This is a genomic window from Pseudoalteromonas sp. T1lg122, from assembly GCF_002964825.1.
GTDB lineage: Bacteria > Pseudomonadota > Gammaproteobacteria > Enterobacterales > Alteromonadaceae > Pseudoalteromonas > Pseudoalteromonas gelatinilytica.
Genome location: NZ_PQCG01000001.1, coordinates 647,509 through 664,442, shown reverse-complemented (window position 1 = coordinate 664,442; position 16,934 = coordinate 647,509). Strand labels below are relative to the sequence as shown.

General features: G+C 42.1%; 15 protein-coding genes. 5 read left to right on the top strand and 10 right to left on the bottom strand.

The annotated features are described in order from the left end of the window. The first annotated feature begins 69 nt into the window (after positions 1–69). Positions 70–510: a hypothetical protein gene (locus tag C2M33_RS03015; RefSeq protein WP_105173667.1), complete on the top strand. Its 441-nt coding sequence runs from the start codon at positions 70–72 to the stop codon at positions 508–510. Between the two features lie 37 nt (positions 511–547). On the opposite strand, the gene C2M33_RS03010 is transcribed toward C2M33_RS03015, so the two are convergent. The 4 genes from C2M33_RS03010 to C2M33_RS02995 form a co-directional block, all read right to left on the bottom strand. After that, positions 548–2,236, bottom strand: a complete 1,689-nt coding sequence (locus C2M33_RS03010) for a methyl-accepting chemotaxis protein (protein WP_105173666.1) — start codon at positions 2,234–2,236, stop codon at positions 548–550. A 98-nt stretch (positions 2,237–2,334) separates the two neighbouring features. Further along, positions 2,335–2,844, bottom strand: a complete 510-nt coding sequence (locus C2M33_RS03005; protein ID WP_063704383.1) for a GNAT family N-acetyltransferase — start codon at positions 2,842–2,844, stop codon at positions 2,335–2,337. A 3-nt stretch (positions 2,845–2,847) separates the two neighbouring features. Next, on the bottom strand, positions 2,848–4,191 hold the full coding sequence (astB, locus tag C2M33_RS03000; protein ID WP_105173665.1) for an N-succinylarginine dihydrolase: 1,344 nt from the start codon (positions 4,189–4,191) through the stop codon (positions 2,848–2,850). A gap of 48 nt (positions 4,192–4,239) precedes the next feature. Further along, positions 4,240–4,470 (bottom strand): helix-turn-helix domain-containing protein, encoded by a 231-nt coding sequence (locus C2M33_RS02995; protein ID WP_054562555.1) that lies wholly within the window; start codon positions 4,468–4,470, stop codon positions 4,240–4,242. Between the two features lie 403 nt (positions 4,471–4,873). Here C2M33_RS02995 and C2M33_RS02990 point away from each other — a divergent pair, with 403 nt between their 5' ends. Continuing rightward, a complete protein-coding gene (locus tag C2M33_RS02990) occupies positions 4,874–5,278 on the top strand; it encodes a hypothetical protein (protein ID WP_105173664.1) in 405 nt (134 codons plus the stop codon). Positions 5,279–5,482: 204 nt separating this feature from the next. On the opposite strand, the gene C2M33_RS02985 is transcribed toward C2M33_RS02990, so the two are convergent. Both C2M33_RS02985 and C2M33_RS02980 read right to left on the bottom strand, forming a co-directional pair. After that, entirely contained in the window at positions 5,483–6,496 is a 1,014-nt protein-coding gene (locus tag C2M33_RS02985; RefSeq protein WP_105173663.1) for a zinc-binding alcohol dehydrogenase family protein, read from the bottom strand. 93 nt (positions 6,497–6,589) lie between these two features. After that, positions 6,590–7,021, bottom strand: coding sequence for a MarR family winged helix-turn-helix transcriptional regulator (locus tag C2M33_RS02980; RefSeq protein ID WP_105173662.1), 432 nt, complete (start codon positions 7,019–7,021; stop codon positions 6,590–6,592). Between the two features lie 123 nt (positions 7,022–7,144). Between C2M33_RS02980 and C2M33_RS02975 the strand changes: the two genes are divergently transcribed. After that, positions 7,145–7,573 (top strand): organic hydroperoxide resistance protein, encoded by a 429-nt coding sequence (locus C2M33_RS02975; protein WP_063704391.1) that lies wholly within the window; start codon positions 7,145–7,147, stop codon positions 7,571–7,573. A gap of 27 nt (positions 7,574–7,600) precedes the next feature. Here C2M33_RS02975 and C2M33_RS02970 read toward each other — a convergent pair whose 3' ends face one another. Both C2M33_RS02970 and C2M33_RS02965 read right to left on the bottom strand, forming a co-directional pair. Continuing rightward, positions 7,601–9,163, bottom strand: coding sequence for a GMC family oxidoreductase (locus C2M33_RS02970; RefSeq protein WP_233999083.1), 1,563 nt, complete (start codon positions 9,161–9,163; stop codon positions 7,601–7,603). A 195-nt stretch (positions 9,164–9,358) separates the two neighbouring features. After that, a complete protein-coding gene (locus C2M33_RS02965; RefSeq protein ID WP_105173661.1) occupies positions 9,359–10,792 on the bottom strand; it encodes a coniferyl aldehyde dehydrogenase in 1,434 nt (477 codons plus the stop codon). A gap of 116 nt (positions 10,793–10,908) precedes the next feature. On the opposite strand from C2M33_RS02965, the gene C2M33_RS02960 reads away from it, so the two are divergent. Both C2M33_RS02960 and C2M33_RS02955 read left to right on the top strand, forming a co-directional pair. Continuing rightward, positions 10,909–11,913 carry an AraC family transcriptional regulator gene (locus tag C2M33_RS02960; protein ID WP_105173660.1) on the top strand — a complete coding sequence of 335 codons (1,005 nt, stop codon included), beginning with the start codon at positions 10,909–10,911 and terminating at the stop codon, positions 11,911–11,913. Between the two features lie 117 nt (positions 11,914–12,030). After that, on the top strand, positions 12,031–14,154 hold the full coding sequence (locus C2M33_RS02955; RefSeq protein WP_063704397.1) for a methyl-accepting chemotaxis protein: 2,124 nt from the start codon (positions 12,031–12,033) through the stop codon (positions 14,152–14,154). Positions 14,155–14,494: 340 nt separating this feature from the next. On the opposite strand, the gene C2M33_RS02950 is transcribed toward C2M33_RS02955, so the two are convergent. Both C2M33_RS02950 and C2M33_RS02945 read right to left on the bottom strand, forming a co-directional pair. Continuing rightward, complete coding sequence (locus C2M33_RS02950; protein WP_105173659.1) at positions 14,495–14,809, bottom strand: hypothetical protein; 315 nt, start codon at positions 14,807–14,809, stop codon at positions 14,495–14,497. A gap of 409 nt (positions 14,810–15,218) precedes the next feature. Next, positions 15,219–16,691, bottom strand: coding sequence for a sensor domain-containing diguanylate cyclase (locus C2M33_RS02945; protein WP_063704401.1), 1,473 nt, complete (start codon positions 16,689–16,691; stop codon positions 15,219–15,221). Positions 16,692–16,934 lie beyond the last annotated feature (243 nt).

Below are 16,934 nucleotides of genomic sequence, written 5' to 3'. Positions count from 1 at the left end.
TTAAGCAAATCCATTTTTCTTCCACATTTTGCTGACACCATCGCAAAAAATAAAAATCTAGGAACAAAAATGAAGGTCATTGATTTAGAAAAGCGCTTTGAGTTGAGGAGTTTGGCACTGCTAGGTGCAATTAACGTAATCTTATTTGTGGGATTTATTAATAGCTCATCAGAAGTAAGCAGCTTACTTTTTAGCTTTTTAGCTTGTGCGGTTACGATGTTATTAGCGCTACTTGTTTTTAATTCAAAGCGCAATTTAACGGTGTGTCGTCATGGTGTGCATTACCGTAATTTATTTGGACAATGCCGTCATATGCATGCAAGACAAGTGCAGTTTATTCACCATTACTCATTTTTTGGTTTGCGCTTAGTACTTATTATGGGCGAGAAGTATATTTGTATTGCGCCTTTTTATAGCCTTAATGACAAACATCAACAACGTCTAAAGCGCTACGATAATGATTTGTTCGATTGGTTAAAGAATTTACAAAAGACCAATGATTTTTGTTAAGCAGGCGTATTCGCCTGCCTAACAATCGCGCTAAATATTAGGTTTTATAGCGACTTACATTTTGTTCTAATTGCGTTGCCGTGTCTGACAGCTCGTGCATGTACGATGTGGCTACATCGGTATCATTAGCGGTTTTGTTAGCAATATCGACAATGGTCGTCATGTTTTGATTAATCGCTTCAGACACTGATGTTTGCTCTTCAGCGGCTGTGGCAATTTGTGCATTTTGTGATGTGATGGTGTTAACCGAAAGCAGTACTTCATTTAGCGCTTTTTCGACTTCGCCCGCCTCATTAACACTGGTTGCACTGCCTGATTTAATTGATTGCATAATGCTATTTACAGTTGTTGTTCCTTGCTGTACTTGCTCAATCATAGCCTCTATTTCATGAGTACTATCTTGCGTGCGTTTTGCAAGCGTTCGCACTTCATCAGCTACCACCGCAAAACCACGACCCGCTTCACCAGCTCGGGCAGATTCAATTGCCGCGTTCAATGCCAATAGATTCGTTTGCTCAGCAATGTTTCTGATCACATCAAGCACACTGCCTATTTGACTCGATTGTTGATTAAGCTGATCGACCGCATTCGCCCCTTCATCAACTTGCTTGGCGAGGCCATTAATCACCTTTATGGCAATGAGTAATTGGTTGTTAGCTTGCTTAACTAAATGATCGGCATGTTCAGCAGCGGTTGAGGCCTCTTGGGCACTACGAGCAACTTCCATTGACGCCGCCGACATTTCGTTTATTGCGGTCGCAACTTGTTCACTTTCTTCATGTTGGCGATTAATACCTGCGTGCATGTTAGCAAGTAGCTCGTTGAGTTTGTGTGACGCTTGATTCATCGATTGCGATGATTGGCGTATATCAATAACCATCTTACCAACGTCATCGGCAAAGCGGTTAAACGAGCTGCCAAGCTTGCCAAGTTCATCATCTCGTTTCACCATTAAACGTTGGGTTAAATCGCCATCACCTTGTGATATATCGTTCATTGCTAGTACGGTTGTGTGCAGAGGGCTGGTAATACTGCGTGATACCACCACTGCAATTGCTGCGGTAATTGCAACTGCAAATACTGAAGCGATAATGGTGTTTATAAAGGCATTATCGATACCTTCATTAACCCGTTGTTCTGTTACTGCAACTTGTTGTTCAAGGCCACTGATCCAAAAACCGGTTCCTAGCACCCAATTCCATTTTGGTAGTAAAGCGGCATAACCGAGTTTAGGGTTCACACTGCCATTGGTATTTTTCCAAGAATATTGCACATAGCCACCGCCTTTCTTCGCAGCATCAATCAGCTCTCGTATCAAATAAACCCCATTAGGATCTTTAAAATCATAAAGGTTTTTACCCTCAAGTGAGGCATTAACGCCATGAGCAATGTTGACACCTTTTACATCATAAACAAATACATAGCCTGTATCGCCAGCATCATCAAAACGCAAATTACGTAAGATGCTTTTTGCTTGGTTTTGTAGCTGTTCAGTATTAGAGCCATCATCTTGCGCGATGAGATGAGCAATCGAACTCATGGCAATTTTTTGATAGTTACTGACTTCGGCCTTTCGGTCGTTTTCCATTTGTGTGGCAAAACTTTCAACGGTTTGTGCACCACTGTGTTTTGATTGCACATAGTTGTAGAGTGTCAGCATTATTGCAATGAGTAGGGGGGGAAGTAGGGCTAGAAAGAGTACCCGTTGCTGTATTGATAGCGCCATTTATCGCTCCTAATAAAAATCCGCAGTACTAGTTTAGTACGTTTAAAGATTTTTATTAGTCGACTTTATGATTATATCAATTGGCTATAAAAGCAGATCTAGGCAACTTGCTTATAAAAATACACCGTTGCGTCAAATTCACCGGAGGAACTTTTCGCAAACCTAGGAATAGTGCCAGCTTCAATATAATCGAGTTTTCGATACAAATATGAAGCAGTGTCACCTTGGCGGGTATCAAGTACCAATAATTGAATACCTAAGATACGGGCGTCGGTTTCTAGGCTATTCATCAATTGTTTTGCAATTCCTTGGCCTTGATATTCGCTGTGTACCATGAGCTTTTCTACCTCGCCGCGGTGAGCGCCATTGGCTTTAGCGCACAAAGAAAGCTGCACGGAGCCAATCACCGTATCACCATCAAGGGCAAGATAAAGCCTACGGTAAGGCGTTGCTAAATCGCCATCGACCCCTTGCCAGTAGTCATGTGCTGACTGTAATGATAGCGGGGCAATAAAGCCGATTGATGCGCCACTGGCAACGCTATCAATCAGTAAACTATTGAGAGATTTAGACACCCCTTTAATAGAGTGTACAGCTTTAATTTTCATTATTTATTCTTGTTGAAATGGATACACAGAGCCTAAATTAAGTAAGTTGGTTAACTCATCAAGTGCTTGATAGCTTTCGGTTAAAAGCATTGGATCGGCAAAGTCGTCACTACTTAACGAGTCACGGTAATGCTTATTCGCCCAACTCACTAGTTGGGTATATTTTTCTTCGCTGAATCGTACACCCGGATTGACCGCGGCTAGTTCGTCAGTATTGAGTGCAACACGCAAGCGCAAACAAGCAGGGCCACCGCCATTTTGCATGCTTTGGCGCAAGTCAAAAAAGCGCACTTGCTGAACTGGGTTATCTGCCAAAATCATTTCTTGAATGTAATCGTGAACAGCTTGATTACGCTGACATTCTTTAGGTGCAACCAGCATCATGCTGTCATCACTTAAGGTAATTAATTGGCTATTAAATAAATAGCTGCCTACAGCATCTGTAATGCTCACTTTATTGGTTGGCACTTCAATAATATGTAGCGGCTTGTTGCCTAGGTAAGCTTGTTTAATCTGTTTTAGCGTATCAGCTTGATGCAAAAACGCTTGTTCGTGGCATAAAAGTACATTGCCATTGGCCACAGCGATTACATCGTTATGGAATACACCTTGGTCTATCACATCAGGGTTTTGTTGAATAAATAACTGATTTTCTGGTTTTAGCTGATGTAGACGGGCAATTGCTTGCGAAGCTTCAAGAGATTGTCTTGCAGGAAATTTCACGGGTTTTGGTAAGGCGCTATTAAAACTACTTGCACCATAAACAAAGATCTCAAGCCCTGCATCTGCATGGCTGTCGCATAATCTATTATGATTTGCGGCGCCTTCATCACCAAAAAAACCTTGATCAGGTAAGTGCGAATGATGGCTAAAGTAACGCTCATCGTTAAACATGGCTTTTAATAAAGCCGTAGTTGTAACGGGCTCTAGCGAGCGGTGAAATTTGTTATTTAAGTTAGCAGCCGTAAAGTGCACTTTGCCATCAAGCGTATCGACTGAAGGCGAAATAGTGCCAGCATTGGCTGTCCACATGGCCGATGCACTGTAACAAGCTCGCAGTAAAACAGGGTCGGCTTTAAATGCTTTTTCAATAATTTGACTATCGCTGCCTGAAAAGCCTAAACGCTTTAACACATTAATGTCGGGGCGAGCATGGGGTGCAAAAATACCTTGTTCTAGCCCTAACTCGTGCATTGCCTTCATTTTTTCAAGGCCTTGTAGCACGGCCTCTTTGGGGTTCGAATGCGAAGAGGCGTGACTTAGTGAAGCGACATTGCCATACGATAATCCCGCGTAATTGTGAGTAGGCCCCACTAAGCCATCAAAGTTTACTTCTACTGCGTGCATACTTAATCCATCATTATTGTGCGTGTATTTTAACCATACAGAAGTTATTTAGCTGAAGCTAGCTAACTCCATTTCTACATTACGTAGACTTTGTTGAAGGCGCTTCTGAGTGGCAATTAAATACGCTTTTTGTTTGTTCTGTTTAACTTGTTGCTGTCGTGCGGCTTTGTATAACACACGCTTAGGAATGTCGTACTGCTCAGACGCTTCAGTGATTGTCAGTTGATGAACCGAAATTTTTTTAAGCGCTTCAATAAATGCGGGGTCATTATTTAACATAGCGACGCTCCAAATCAGCAACATTATGCGGATCGTTTGCTTCATGCATATGCCATGTGCTGATGTCTAATCGCCAAAGTAGATAAAGAGTGTGAAAGAAGTTAGTCACGTTAGTCTCCTTGTTAGTGCCAGTTCATACTCACTATTGGAAGATCTGTGCCAAACCTTTATTAAATTTAAATGCATTAAAAATCAATCGGTTAATGTTTGATGGTTAGGGCTTCCTTAAAATCAGGCACTAAAATAGTGAAAGGTAAGTGCTGTAATGCACTTTAATGATGCGTGCTTGTATTGCCCATGAAACTGTTATTGTTGATTTGTGATGTTAACTATATGATGTTTGTGACTGATAATCGTAATTGAAGTTTTGCTCCTATATTTAAAGTATGCACAAGGAATTGGTATGAGTAGATGGGATGATGATAAGGTAAAAGTTAAAGATATTTTTGATACCATCAGGAATTTTGGTCTCTGTGGATTAGTCTTTTTCTTAGCTACCAAAAGTTTGTTCTATGTTAGCTCTGTCGAATATTTTAATGTAATTCATAGAGCTACTTCAGCCTGCTTGTACGGTCTTTCGCTATATCTTTTTTATATTAATACTCGGTTGTTCAATAAAATTATAAAAGAAGAGTTTGATGGCGGAAAAGTTGGTGTATTTTTATACATGGTAATTCCAGCTTTGTTTTTCATTTTAGGGATTAACATTTTCTTCCAATCAGCACTATCGTTTCAACTTGACACAAATCAAACGGTAGGTGAGCTATCAATTAAAGAACTTATCGAGAATATACCTGAAAATAATTAGCAAATTAGCGCTAAACTCTCAGCGCTAATTTGATTTTAGGCTAATACTGACTAGCAACTAGCAACTAGCAACTAGCAACTAGCAACTAGCAACTAGCAACTTTACTCTCGCTAACTTTACTCTCGAAACTTTACTCTCGCTAACTTTCCTCTCGTAGCTTTAATCTCGCTAACTTTCCCCTCGTATCTCGCAACTCGTTTCTCGTCACTCAAACCCTTCCAGCACAAGCTTTCCGCGAGCTTTATGAGATTCTAAAATCCCATGGGCTTTAATAAGGTTTGCTACGTTTATCTTACCTAAATGCTCACCCAATGTTGTTTTGATTGTGCCGCTATCAACTAAGGTCGCGAGCTCTGTAAGAAGCTGATGCTGGGCAATCATATCCTCGGTTTGGAACATTGAGCGGGTATACATAAACTCCCAATGCAGCGAAATACTTTTACGCTTTAACTTTAAAATATCAAAGCTTGCAGGGTCGTCGATCAGTGCCAGTTTACCTTGTGGCTTGATCACTTCCATAATGCTATCTAGATGTTGGTCGGTGTGCGTTAAGCTCACTACGTAATCAAATTCATTCAGGTCGGCCGCAAGACGTTGCTCGTTCAGGTTTTTACTATGATCAAGCACATGATCAACACCTAAGTCTTTAAGCCAGTTGGCGCTTTCTTCTCGTGCGGCGGTACCAACTACGGTTAAATTGGTAAGCTGTTTGGCAAGCTGCACTAAAATTGAGCCTACACCACCTGCGGCACCTATCACTAATACAGAGGCTGGCTTATTGTTTTTAGATTTTTCAATTTGTAAACGGTCAAACAATAACTCCCACGCAGTAATACTGGTTAATGGCAGGGCGGCTGCTTCACTATTACTCAGGCTTGTTGGTGCAAGACCGACAATGCGTTCATCAACAAGTTGCAGCTCAGCATTACTACCTTGGCGCGTTAAGTCGCCAGCATAAAACACACGATCACCGACATTAAATAACGAAACCTTGTCGCCAACAGCTTTAACCGTCCCCACTGCATCCCAGCCAATAACTTTGTAGCCAGTGTCTGGTGACACATTCGCGCGAATTTTAGTATCAACGGGGTTTACTGAAATTGCTTCTACGGCGACAAGAATGTCGTGACCTGTCGCAACGGGATCAGGTAATTCAATCGCTTGTAATGATGAGTCCGACAAGGTCGGGGTTGCTGTTGTGTATCCAAATGCTTTCATGATGGTGTCCGTATTGATGAGTTTTAAACACTATAGCGCATCTAGTTTTATTAAAAAGCGGTGTAATCTAAATTCACTTTCAAATAATTTTTGTTAATTAAGATCACTATTTACTAAATCGAGTAACTCAATCAGTTGCAGTGCTTGTTGTTCGTTAATGCTTGGGAAGCGACAACGAATTTGCGACGGTATATCGGCGGCTTGATCTTGCATCGCCTTGCCTTTGGCTTCGAGCTGCACGAGTCGTTTGCGTTTATCTTGGCTATCTTTGGTGATCGACAACAATGCTTTATCGCTCATTTTTTTCAAAATTTGCGTCATCGCACCGCCATCAATGGCGGTTTTTTCAAGTAATTCAGCAATGCTGATCTGATCTTTTTCCCACAGCGCCATCATCACTACGTATTGCGGGTAGGTTAAATCTAATTGGTTGAGAGAATCTCGATACGCACGGGCAATCCCATTCGACGCCATATATAAGCGGTGGCATAGCTGGTTATCTAATTGTAGTTGTGGGTATTTCATGCACGATCCTCAAAATTCAATACGAGTATTTTAATTTGCATGCAAAGTATTTGCAATCCCGAAAAAGCTGATCTAATATATTTTGCATGCAAAATATATTTTCACTCAATTAGGAGAGTAATCATGAAAGAACTACAAAGTATCGCATACACAGCAAAAGCAACAGCAACAGGTGGCCGTGAAGGTACAGCAAAATCAGATGATGGTCGTTTAGATGTGGCACTATCAACACCAAAAGGGCTAGGTGGTGATGATGGTCAAGGTACAAACCCTGAGCAGTTATTTGCAGCAGGTTACGCGGCTTGTTTTATCGGCGCATTAAAGTTAGTGGCTGGCCAGGCAAAAATTAAATTACCAGCTGATACTCATATTAACTCTGAAGTATCAATTGGACCTATCGAAGGTGGTTTTGGTATTGCTGTTAAGCTTGCGGTATCTGTAGGTGATCTTGATAAAGACACCGCTCTTGCACTGGTTAATAAAGCGCACGAAGTATGCCCATACTCAAACGCAACGCGCGGTAACATTGCTGTAGAATTATCAGTGATCTAATCGCTATTGGTCAAAATAGGCCGTGCTTTATGCACGGCTTTTTTGTTTTTCAGCAATCGATTTTGCTAAATCACCTGAACCAGTCAGCGCTGATACTAGGCCTTCGCGTGGTTCACTAAATTGTATTGGCTTTATCTTGCTTGCTCGGGCTGCATCGAATACCGGTACTTGGCTCATCGCGTATTCAGACAATGCGGTAATGGTTAATGATGGGTTTACCCCTAAATTACCCGGTATGATTGAGCCGTCAATAACACGCAAGTTTTGATAGCCGAACACTTCTCCTGAGCTATCAACTACGCCGTTAGAAGCATCAGTCCCCATGGCGACTCCACTCATTATATGCGCCGTCATCGGGGCACCAAAGAGCACTTCAGATAAGGCAGAGCCCGGCACGCCACCGAGTTTTTCGGCGTAGAGTTTGGTTGCTTCTTCTGCTTTTGGAAAACTAACACTAAGCGGCGTGTCATTGTCTTTTTGCACCGCAGTAATGCCGTTTTTAAATAATCGATACCATTTACGTCGCCATTCAAGGTGAATAAACGCCTCTGATTTTTGCATCACCAAAAAGAGGATTGAGCTGCGGGCTTTACCTTTTGGCCGCAAGACTTTGGCTGTTTTTATTGGATGGCGCAGTGTATTCACTAAAAACTTAGCAATACGCTTGAGGCCTTTTCCAGTCACCATAGGAACGTAAGGTAAATATAGCCATGTGCCATCGGCGCCTTCTCTAAACCGGCAAATTTCAATATTGGTGTCTTTGTCGACCGAAATAAATGAGCTGATCGCAACACCATCATCAACTTTTTTAGTAGTGTTGTTCGCGGTGGTGAGGGTTTCTGAATTAGTGCGAATTTGCTGACCTAGCCAAGCTGAAATATTGGGCAATGTTTTGTCTTTATCGCGCATTTTTAAAAGCAAAGGCACGGTGCCCATGACCCCTGCGCTTAGCACAACGCCACGTGCTGTTAGCGTATAAACATGGCTATTGCGATGACTGGTATCTTTAATCTTAATTTTGTATCCGGCGCTGCCATCTGCATTGAGCGGGGTGATTTTGATTACTTCAGAGCTGGGTCTTATCTCTACGCCATTGCGTTCGGCAAAGTACAGATAGTTTTTCATTAAGGTGTTTTTGGCATTATGGCGACAACCAATCATGCAGCTACCACAGTAATGGCAGGTATTTCGTCTTGGACCATCGCCATTAAAGTATGGGTCGGGTAGCTCTTTGTTATAGGCTTCGCCGGGTTTTGCAAAAAGCACCCCGGTATTCACGGTTTTGAACGAGTCACCTTGCCCCATCTGTTCTGCAATCTCTTTTAGTGTGTGATCGGCAACATTGGTATAGGTATTTTTGGCACTGCCTAACATGCGTTGTGCAAGGCCATAGTAGGGCATTAGGCTTTCTTTCCAGTCTGATTTTATGCGTGTCCACGCTGGAGATTGAAACACTTCATCATCAGGAATAAGGTGCACATTGGCATAAATTTGTGAGCCACCACCCACACCCACACCATGCAGCACAGTGACTTTACTGGTAAACGAAAATTGAATGCAGCCTTTAAGGCCAATTTCTGGCTGCCACATATAATTTTTGATATCTAGGTTGGTCTTTGGAAATTCTTTATCGTCGCGGCGTAGGCCTTTTTCGAGTACTAAAACTCGGTTGCCTTTTTCGCTTAGGCGAGCGCACTCACAGAGCCGCCAAAACCAGAGCCTATAATAATTTGGTCAAAATCAAATGTGTGTTGCTGCATTATTATCACCTGTTGGTGTTTATTATTATGAATTTAATTTACTTAAAAAGGCTAAAAGCTTATCGGCAAATCTGCCGTAAGGCGGCATTAAAAATTTCACGCTCGAAAACTTGGCTTGATAAAACACCGGGCGTAATTTTGAAAAGGTTAAAAAGCCTTCATAGCCATGGTAATGCCCCATACCACTGGCACCTACGCCACCAAAAGGTAAGTCGTGCTGACCAACATGAAACAGGGCATCGTTAACGCTTACACCCCCCGACATCACCTGCTCAATATAAAAGTTAATAAGCTGTTTGTTGTAGCTAAACGGGTAAAACGCTAAAGGCCTATCTCGCCCTGCAATATAATCAACGACTTGCTGCGAGTCTTGATAGGTTTTTACCATTAAAATAGGTCCAAATGTCTCGCGGGTATCAATGCTCATACTGTCATTGCTGTTTAAAATTAATGTCAGTGGCAGTTTTCGCGTGTTGGCATCTGCAACTTGATCGCTGAGAGTAATAACGTCAGCGCCGAGTTGTTTGGCTTCTTCAATACAGGTTGTAAGGCGTTTAAATGCGCGGTCATCAATAATGGCTGTGTAATCTTGGCTATGAATATCTGGTACATGCTTTTTTGCCCAGCGTGTGGCTGTATCGATAAACAGCGCAAGTTGAGACTGATGCACAAATACATAATCAACATTGGTACAAATTTGCCCAGCGTTCATTTGCTTTACATACATGATGCGCTCAACAGCTTTTTGCATCGGGTAATCAGTAGCAATCACAGCAGGAGATTTACCTCCTAACTCAAGGGTTACAGGCGTTAGGTTTTGCGCCGCTGCAGCCATCACTTTTTTGCCGGTTTCACCTGAGCCTGTGAACATTAAATGATCAAAGGGAAGCTTTGAAAAGGCGATGCCTACTTCACCAGTCTCACAGTAAAATTGCAGCTTTTCGGGCTTAAAATAATTGCCCACTAGCTCGCCTAAAAGCGCGCTTAAATGCCGTGAGTTTTCAGACATTTTAACCATCGCCTTATTACCTGCTGCAAATGCTGCGGCTAATTGACTAAAGGCTAAGTTTATCGGGAAATTCCACGGCACAATTAACCCTACAACACCAAGCGGCTGGGGAATAACTCGGTTCTTTGCCCCTAAATACATACGGTGATCAACATGTCGCTTTTGCACTTTCATCCACTTTTTAAGGTGCTTTAACGTGCTATTGATATCTGCACAGGCATTAATGATTTCGGCAAGTAAGGTTTCATGGCGAGAGCGATTCCCATAGTCTTGATTAATGGCCTCGATAATACGTGCTTGGTTCTCAGTAATCATGGCTTTTAACGCAAGTAAGTGTTCACGTCTTTGCTGGTAGTTTTCAATACCTGCTGCTTTGGCATGGCTGCGCTGCGCGACTAAGTCGGTCATTAAAATGCTATCGATGCTTACTGGTTTAGTGGCAATGTTCATCTGTATGTTCTGTATGTTCTGTTTGTCAGAGTTTGTTCTAGCATAAATAAATCGCTTGCAGTTGATTTGACTTTTTAGGACACTGAAATGACTCTTTAGGACAAAAGGCACACTGCGTGGAAAGTTTAATTCGCTCTTCTAGTTTAGCTGGGTTTGAGAATTTAGTGAGGCAATATGGTGTAAATCCAATTACTTTGTTGGAGAAAGCAGGTATTTTACCCGCACAGTTACGCGACCCAGACAGCTTTGTTGTTTACGCTCATTACCTTGAACTACTTGAACTTGCTGCCCAAGCGTGTGATGAGCCATGTTTTGGCTTAAAGCTTGGCGCATCACAAAGTATGAGTACTGTGGGCTTAATTGGTGCTTACATGTCGCGCCAGCCTACGATTCTTGATGCCCTTAATGTTGCCCAAAAATACATATACCTGCATGCCGAAGGCATTGTGCTTAACCTTGCACTGCTTGGGCAAACAAGTTGTGAGGTCCGTTTTGTCCGACTCTCTGACGAAAAACACGAGTTTGAGCAAAAATCTCAGTTGGCAGTGTGTTTGGTCAATAAAATATTAAAAGAATTAGTTGGCCCGAAATGGCGCGCCGATAAAGTGTGTTTACGCCAATCTGTGGCGGTGAAACAGCGGCCATTATTTAATAAAGTGCTTAATTGTGAAGTTGAGTTTAACAGTGACGTAGATGCGATTTATTTTTCAAGCGCATTTTTATCCTTTAAACCCCAGCTCAATGATGCCATTTTAGACACCTTAATAGCGGATCAACTTGAGCTGCAACGCCTTAATAAACTCCCCGATGAAATGCTGCAAATAGAAGGTGCGATGAAAATGTTGCTAGCAACCGGTGAGTGCAATAAAGAAAATACCGCCAAAAGTGTTGGGCTACACCCCAAAAAGCTGCAACGTATATTAACTGAGCATAACACCAGTTATCGGCAATTGTTGGACGAAGTTAGAAAGTCAGAGGCAATGCGACTATTACAACAAAAGCATATCAATATGACCGACTTAGCACTGCGTTTAGGCTATGCGGAGCTGTCGATTTTTAGTCGTCGCTTTAAGCTATGGTTTGGTGTGTCACCCACCGAATGGCAGCAAAATTTGCGCTAACTTTACAAAAAGGCTCAATCACACTAAAACTTCATACTTTTTTTTCTAATTGTCCCTGTGAAGTCATGCAAATGGTCTAAACTATTAGCAAACCTACAATAAAAACAGGAAATGTCGATGCGGCAGTTAGCATTAGCGAAAAAGCTATTATGGCTTACGGTAGGCAGTATTTTTATTACTGTGTTTGTTTTATCAAGTGTTTTATGGTGGCAACTGTCAAACAGTAACCAGCAATTAGCTGCGCAATCAGAAAAGTTGATTGTTGCTGAAGTTGAAGACAAACTCGCCTCAAATGCCGCCGCATATGGTGAACAAGTAGCTGGGTTTATTAACGAAGCGTACCGAGTACCTTACTCATTTGCCGCTATCTTAGGCGATCATGATGCTGCAACGACCCTAACACGTGATGCTGTGGTTGAAGTAAATCGCTCGTTACTTAAAAAAAATACAATTCTTTCATCTATTTATTCGCAATTTGAAGCAAATGCATTTGATGGACGTGATGCAAATTTCATCAGTGGTTATGACCACTCTGTAGCAGGTGTTGGCACACTCGAAATTTATTTCACACGCAATCGAGATGGTGCCATTGAACAACAGGTGGTTGACGATGCGGCTGAGAAGTATGTCGATACGCTCAATGAATTTGGCCAGCGGGAAGCTGAGTGGTACTTGTGTGTAAAAGATACCAAAGTGCCTTGTATAATGGAGCCCTACTTATACGAAATCACCCCTGGTTACTCTGAAATGATGACCTCTTTAACCGTGCCCATTCTTCGTGATAACGAATTTATTGGTGTTGCTGGGGTTGATTTAACCCTGCCAGTGTTTCAAAGCATGACCGAAAAACTCTCAAAAGAGCTGTACAACGGTAAAGCACGCGTCACCTTATTAAGCTCACTCGATTTAGTGGTTGGTAGTAGCCATTACAAAGATAAGTTAGGCAGACCGTTAAAAGAGGCGGTGGCCAAAAGCACTTTAGACAATTACGTAAAAGCGAAAAAACAAAGTGGTGTATTTAAAGTCGGTGATGAGTATTTAGTTAACTACCCAATTACCATAAAGCTTGCAAAAACACAGTGGAACTTATTGATTGAAGTACCCGCTGAGCTTGCCCTTGAAGGGCCGCATGCACTGGCTAATAGCATGAGCGAAAATGCCAATACACTAGGCGGTTTAATCTTGGTAACGGGTATTATTATTGCTGGTGCCGCCTTTGTGATCATGACCTTAGTGATCCGCACAATTGTGGCACCACTACAGCAAATTCAACAGCGCGTTGATAACCTTGCCAGTGCTGAAGGTGATTTAACTCAAACCTTGCATGTTGATACTCACGCTGAGCTAATCGCATTGGCAACAGGCTTTAATGCATTTCTTGCTAAATTGCGCGATTTAATTGGTGAGCTTAAAAATGTATCAACGCAAACCAAAGAGCAGGCTCACTTAGCGACTAGTGTTGCTGTTGATACTAAACACAACGTTCAAGCTCAGTTCCAAGAAATTGAGAGCGTAGTAACCGCCATGAATGAAATGAGCGCGACAGCACTCGAAGTAGCAAGAGCCTCAGAGCAGTCAGCACAACAAGCCGATGAAATAAACAGCCTTGTGGTGAGTAGTGAATCGAGCTTGTCGTCTGCGGTTACCCAAGTTAAAACCATGTCGGATGAAATCAAAGAGGCCAATCAAGCGGTTGAAAAAGTCGCGGCACGTAGTAACGACATTACACAAATTTTAGATGTGATCAGAACAATTGCAGAGCAAACAAACTTACTTGCACTGAATGCAGCAATTGAAGCGGCAAGGGCCGGTGAACAAGGCCGTGGCTTTGCGGTAGTAGCAGATGAAGTAAGGGCTCTCGCTTCAAAAACACGTTCATCAACCGATGACATCAGCGGCCTAATCGACAGCTTACAGCTAGAAGTAGGCAACGCTTCTAAGGTCATTGAGCAAGGTGTTGTGCGTGCACAAACCGCGGTAGATGAAACCTCCGTTGCATTTGATGCATTACACGAAGTTGTCGTCAAAGTGGATGAAATCACGCAGCAAATTACTCACATTGCAACGGCTGCAGAAGAGCAAAGCTCAGTCACAGAAGAGATAAACCGCAACCTGACGTTAATTTCAGATGCCGCATCGCAACTAGCTGAGCTATCTACCCAAGCCGGAGACGGTAGCCAAACCCTCAATGCACTCGTTGCACAACAAGATGATGAGTTGAATAAGTTGAAGACGAAATAACTTTAAGTTGCTAGGCGTTAGGCTCTGGGAGCTAGGCGCTAGGCGCTAGGTGCTAGGCTCTAGGCTCTAGGCTCTAGGAGCTAGGCGTTAGGAGCTAGGCGTTAGGAGCTAGGCGCTAGGTGCTAGGTGCGAGGTTCGAGAAAAACGCGATGTAAAATCGCTGCTACAGACTCGTTCCTCGATTCTCGTAACTTTACTCTCGTAACTCGTACCTAATACCTTGTTTCGCGCGCCAAGCAAGCGTGACGCCTACAAGGTAGCAGCGGCTTTATGCCGCGACTAAGGGTAAAAATATCGCTATGCGATGAAGAAATCGGAACTGAAAATCGATTAAGGGTGGTTATGCATCGCTCGTAATTGTTAGATATTTATTTTTACCAAAAGTAACGTAATAGATGGGTAAAAATAGACCCGATAGTAAGTGACTGCTCATAGTGTTCGAAACAGTTACTTTATTTGATTGAATATCTTTGACAGAAAGTTTAGGGCTAGAGCACCAATCAATGGAGAACCAGATAAATTTAGTGTCATCAGGTATTGTGTAGTTGGTTAAAGAGTTGGGTTTGATTTTGCCGATTTTTTTAGAGTCGGCCCATAAAGTGTAATCTCTAATTTTATCATGATATTGTTTTGGTCTGGTTACTTCAATTTCCATTTGAACCTCACAAGGATAGTAATTCCATTAAACTTAACGGGCTTATAGCTCGTTTTCTTCTATAGTCAGTGTATTTTTAACAGAGCCGTTAATTAATTTCTAGTCGTATAGTGCAAGGAATCTTAGGCTCATGCTCGTACCTCGTATCTTTACTCTCGTAACTCGTATCTTTACTCTCGTAACTCGTATCTTTACTCTCGCAACTCGTAACTAATACCTTGTTTCGCGCGCCAAGCAAGTGTGACGCCTACAGGTAGCAGCGGCTTTATGCCGCGACATGGGTGAGGTAAGGGCATACGAGAATAAAACGCGATGTAAAATCACTGCTACATGCTCGCCCCTCGCATCTCGTATCTTTACTCTCGTACCTCGTATCTTTACTCTCGTAACTCGTAACTCGTAACTGAATCTAACTACACTGCGCTTGATTACGGCCTTGGTTTTTGGCTTGGTATAATGCTTTATCGGCGCGTTTTAACATCGATTCTATGTGCTGATCGCTTGCTTGTAAGGTGCTAACACCAATACTCACGGTGAATTTAACGTGTTTGTTGTCGGCGATGATGTCTTGCTGTTCGATATCGGCTCTGATCCTTTCTGCGATAGCAAATGCCGTGTGGTTATTTGCCATAGGTAAAAATAAGACAAATTCTTCTCCACCAATGCGACCCGCAATATCTGATGATCTGCTATGTTGGATGAGCTTATGTGCAGTGGTTCGTATTACCTCATCGCCAGTAGCGTGGCCAAATTTATCGTTTATACCTTTAAATTGGTCTAAATCTAGCAGTAACAGAGAGCAGGTACATTGCACGTCATGATATTTTGCAAACTGCTGATTAACCTTTTCGAAGAAGCCGCGGCGATTATAAAGTTGTGTTAAATGATCTGTTACAGATAAGGCTAATGCCTCATGCTTAGCACGTTCTAGCTCATAGGTTCGCTCTTCTACTTTTTGTTCGAGCATGGTGGTTAGTTTTTGTTGCTCTTTCTTGCGCTGAATAAACACGGCTTGAATAAGTAATATCGCTGAAAGAGTAAATAAAAAGAAAAACTGCATGGTCACTTCTGCTGTTTTAGGATGATGATAATAAAAATACCCCCAGCCTTGATTACTTCCGACCCAAGCTGCAAAAAACACCAACATATTCATGCAACTGGTGGCAGTTGGTGATAACCGCGTAGCGGCATAAAGCAGCGGAAACAGCAGTAATGCAGGTTGTAAAAATGGTAATGTCATGGTTGTGTATGCGGGGCCAAAAATAAAATAACACAACAAAACCACCGTCAGAGTAAGCAACAGAAGTTTAGAAAATTCACTAGAAGTGACTGTATGCGGCCAATTTCGCCATAAAAAGTAAAGGGCAGGGGTGAACACAATTGCCGCTAAGGCATTGCTAATACTCCAATTTAAGATGCCTACATACAAGCCATTAAACCACTCGATACCAACTAGTGAGTATATGCCCACACCGAAAAGTGCAGAAATCACACCAATCGCTATGCAAGCAACAATAAACACTCTGGCTAAACTGGTAACGCTCGTCAGCAGCGTGTGTTGTTTAAGTTTTCGGTTAATTAGCCAAAATGCTGTTAAAGCAGCGAGAGTATTACCTGTGGTTGTCGCGGCATTTATTGCTATGTGTTTAAACGTGAATGGATTCAAGCCGCTGAGATAAAAATAACAAAACACAACTAAACAGGTGCCTGATGCAACGCCCAACCAGGCTTTACGACCAAATAACATCAAGCCTGCCAATGCGACTCCTGCTGGAGGCCATACTGCTAGTGTTTTTAACACTTGCATGGTAAACAAGCCAAACAGCAGATAAACAGAGCAAACAATGATATTAAATTGCCAAGGCTTGAGCTGTGTGTTCATACATCCCTTTATGCGCTTATGTAAGAAAGCCACCGACTGGCGAGTTAGCATTAATCAAACTACTAATAAATTAGTATATTAGTAGTTAGGAATTAGGCAAATTCAGTTAATTTAAAAGTAGTTTTTATAACACTGTTTGCTATTCATACAATTTATTAGACTAATAGTTAATGTGCTTAAAAAACAATCTTTAGCTTACACTTTAAAAGCGTTTAAAATCAGTAAAGTTATAAATATCAATGT

Bases quoted from the DNA above. Each gene is read 5' to 3' on its own strand.
- C2M33_RS03015 (WP_105173667.1), top strand. From the start codon at position 70: ATGAAGGTCATTGATTTAGAAAAGCGCTTTGAGTTGAGGAGTTTGGCA.
- C2M33_RS02975 (WP_063704391.1), top strand. From the start codon at position 7,145: ATGAAAGAACTACAAAGTATCGCATACACAGCAAAAGCAACAGCAACA.
- C2M33_RS02970 (WP_233999083.1), bottom strand. From the start codon at position 9,163: ATGTGGCAGCCAGAAATTGGCCTTAAAGGCTGCATTCAATTTTCGTTT.
- C2M33_RS02980 (WP_105173662.1), bottom strand. From the start codon at position 7,021: ATGAAATACCCACAACTACAATTAGATAACCAGCTATGCCACCGCTTA.
- C2M33_RS02990 (WP_105173664.1), top strand. From the start codon at position 4,874: ATGAGTAGATGGGATGATGATAAGGTAAAAGTTAAAGATATTTTTGAT.
- C2M33_RS02950 (WP_105173659.1), bottom strand. From the start codon at position 14,809: ATGGAAATTGAAGTAACCAGACCAAAACAATATCATGATAAAATTAGA.
- C2M33_RS02955 (WP_063704397.1), top strand. From the start codon at position 12,031: ATGCGGCAGTTAGCATTAGCGAAAAAGCTATTATGGCTTACGGTAGGC.
- C2M33_RS02995 (WP_054562555.1), bottom strand. From the start codon at position 4,470: ATGTTAAATAATGACCCCGCATTTATTGAAGCGCTTAAAAAAATTTCG.
- astB (WP_105173665.1), bottom strand. From the start codon at position 4,191: ATGCACGCAGTAGAAGTAAACTTTGATGGCTTAGTGGGGCCTACTCAC.
- C2M33_RS02985 (WP_105173663.1), bottom strand. From the start codon at position 6,496: ATGAAAGCATTTGGATACACAACAGCAACCCCGACCTTGTCGGACTCA.
- C2M33_RS03010 (WP_105173666.1), bottom strand. From the start codon at position 2,236: ATGGCGCTATCAATACAGCAACGGGTACTCTTTCTAGCCCTACTTCCC.
- C2M33_RS02965 (WP_105173661.1), bottom strand. From the start codon at position 10,792: ATGAACATTGCCACTAAACCAGTAAGCATCGATAGCATTTTAATGACC.
- C2M33_RS03005 (WP_063704383.1), bottom strand. From the start codon at position 2,844: ATGAAAATTAAAGCTGTACACTCTATTAAAGGGGTGTCTAAATCTCTC.
- C2M33_RS02945 (WP_063704401.1), bottom strand. From the start codon at position 16,691: ATGAACACACAGCTCAAGCCTTGGCAATTTAATATCATTGTTTGCTCT.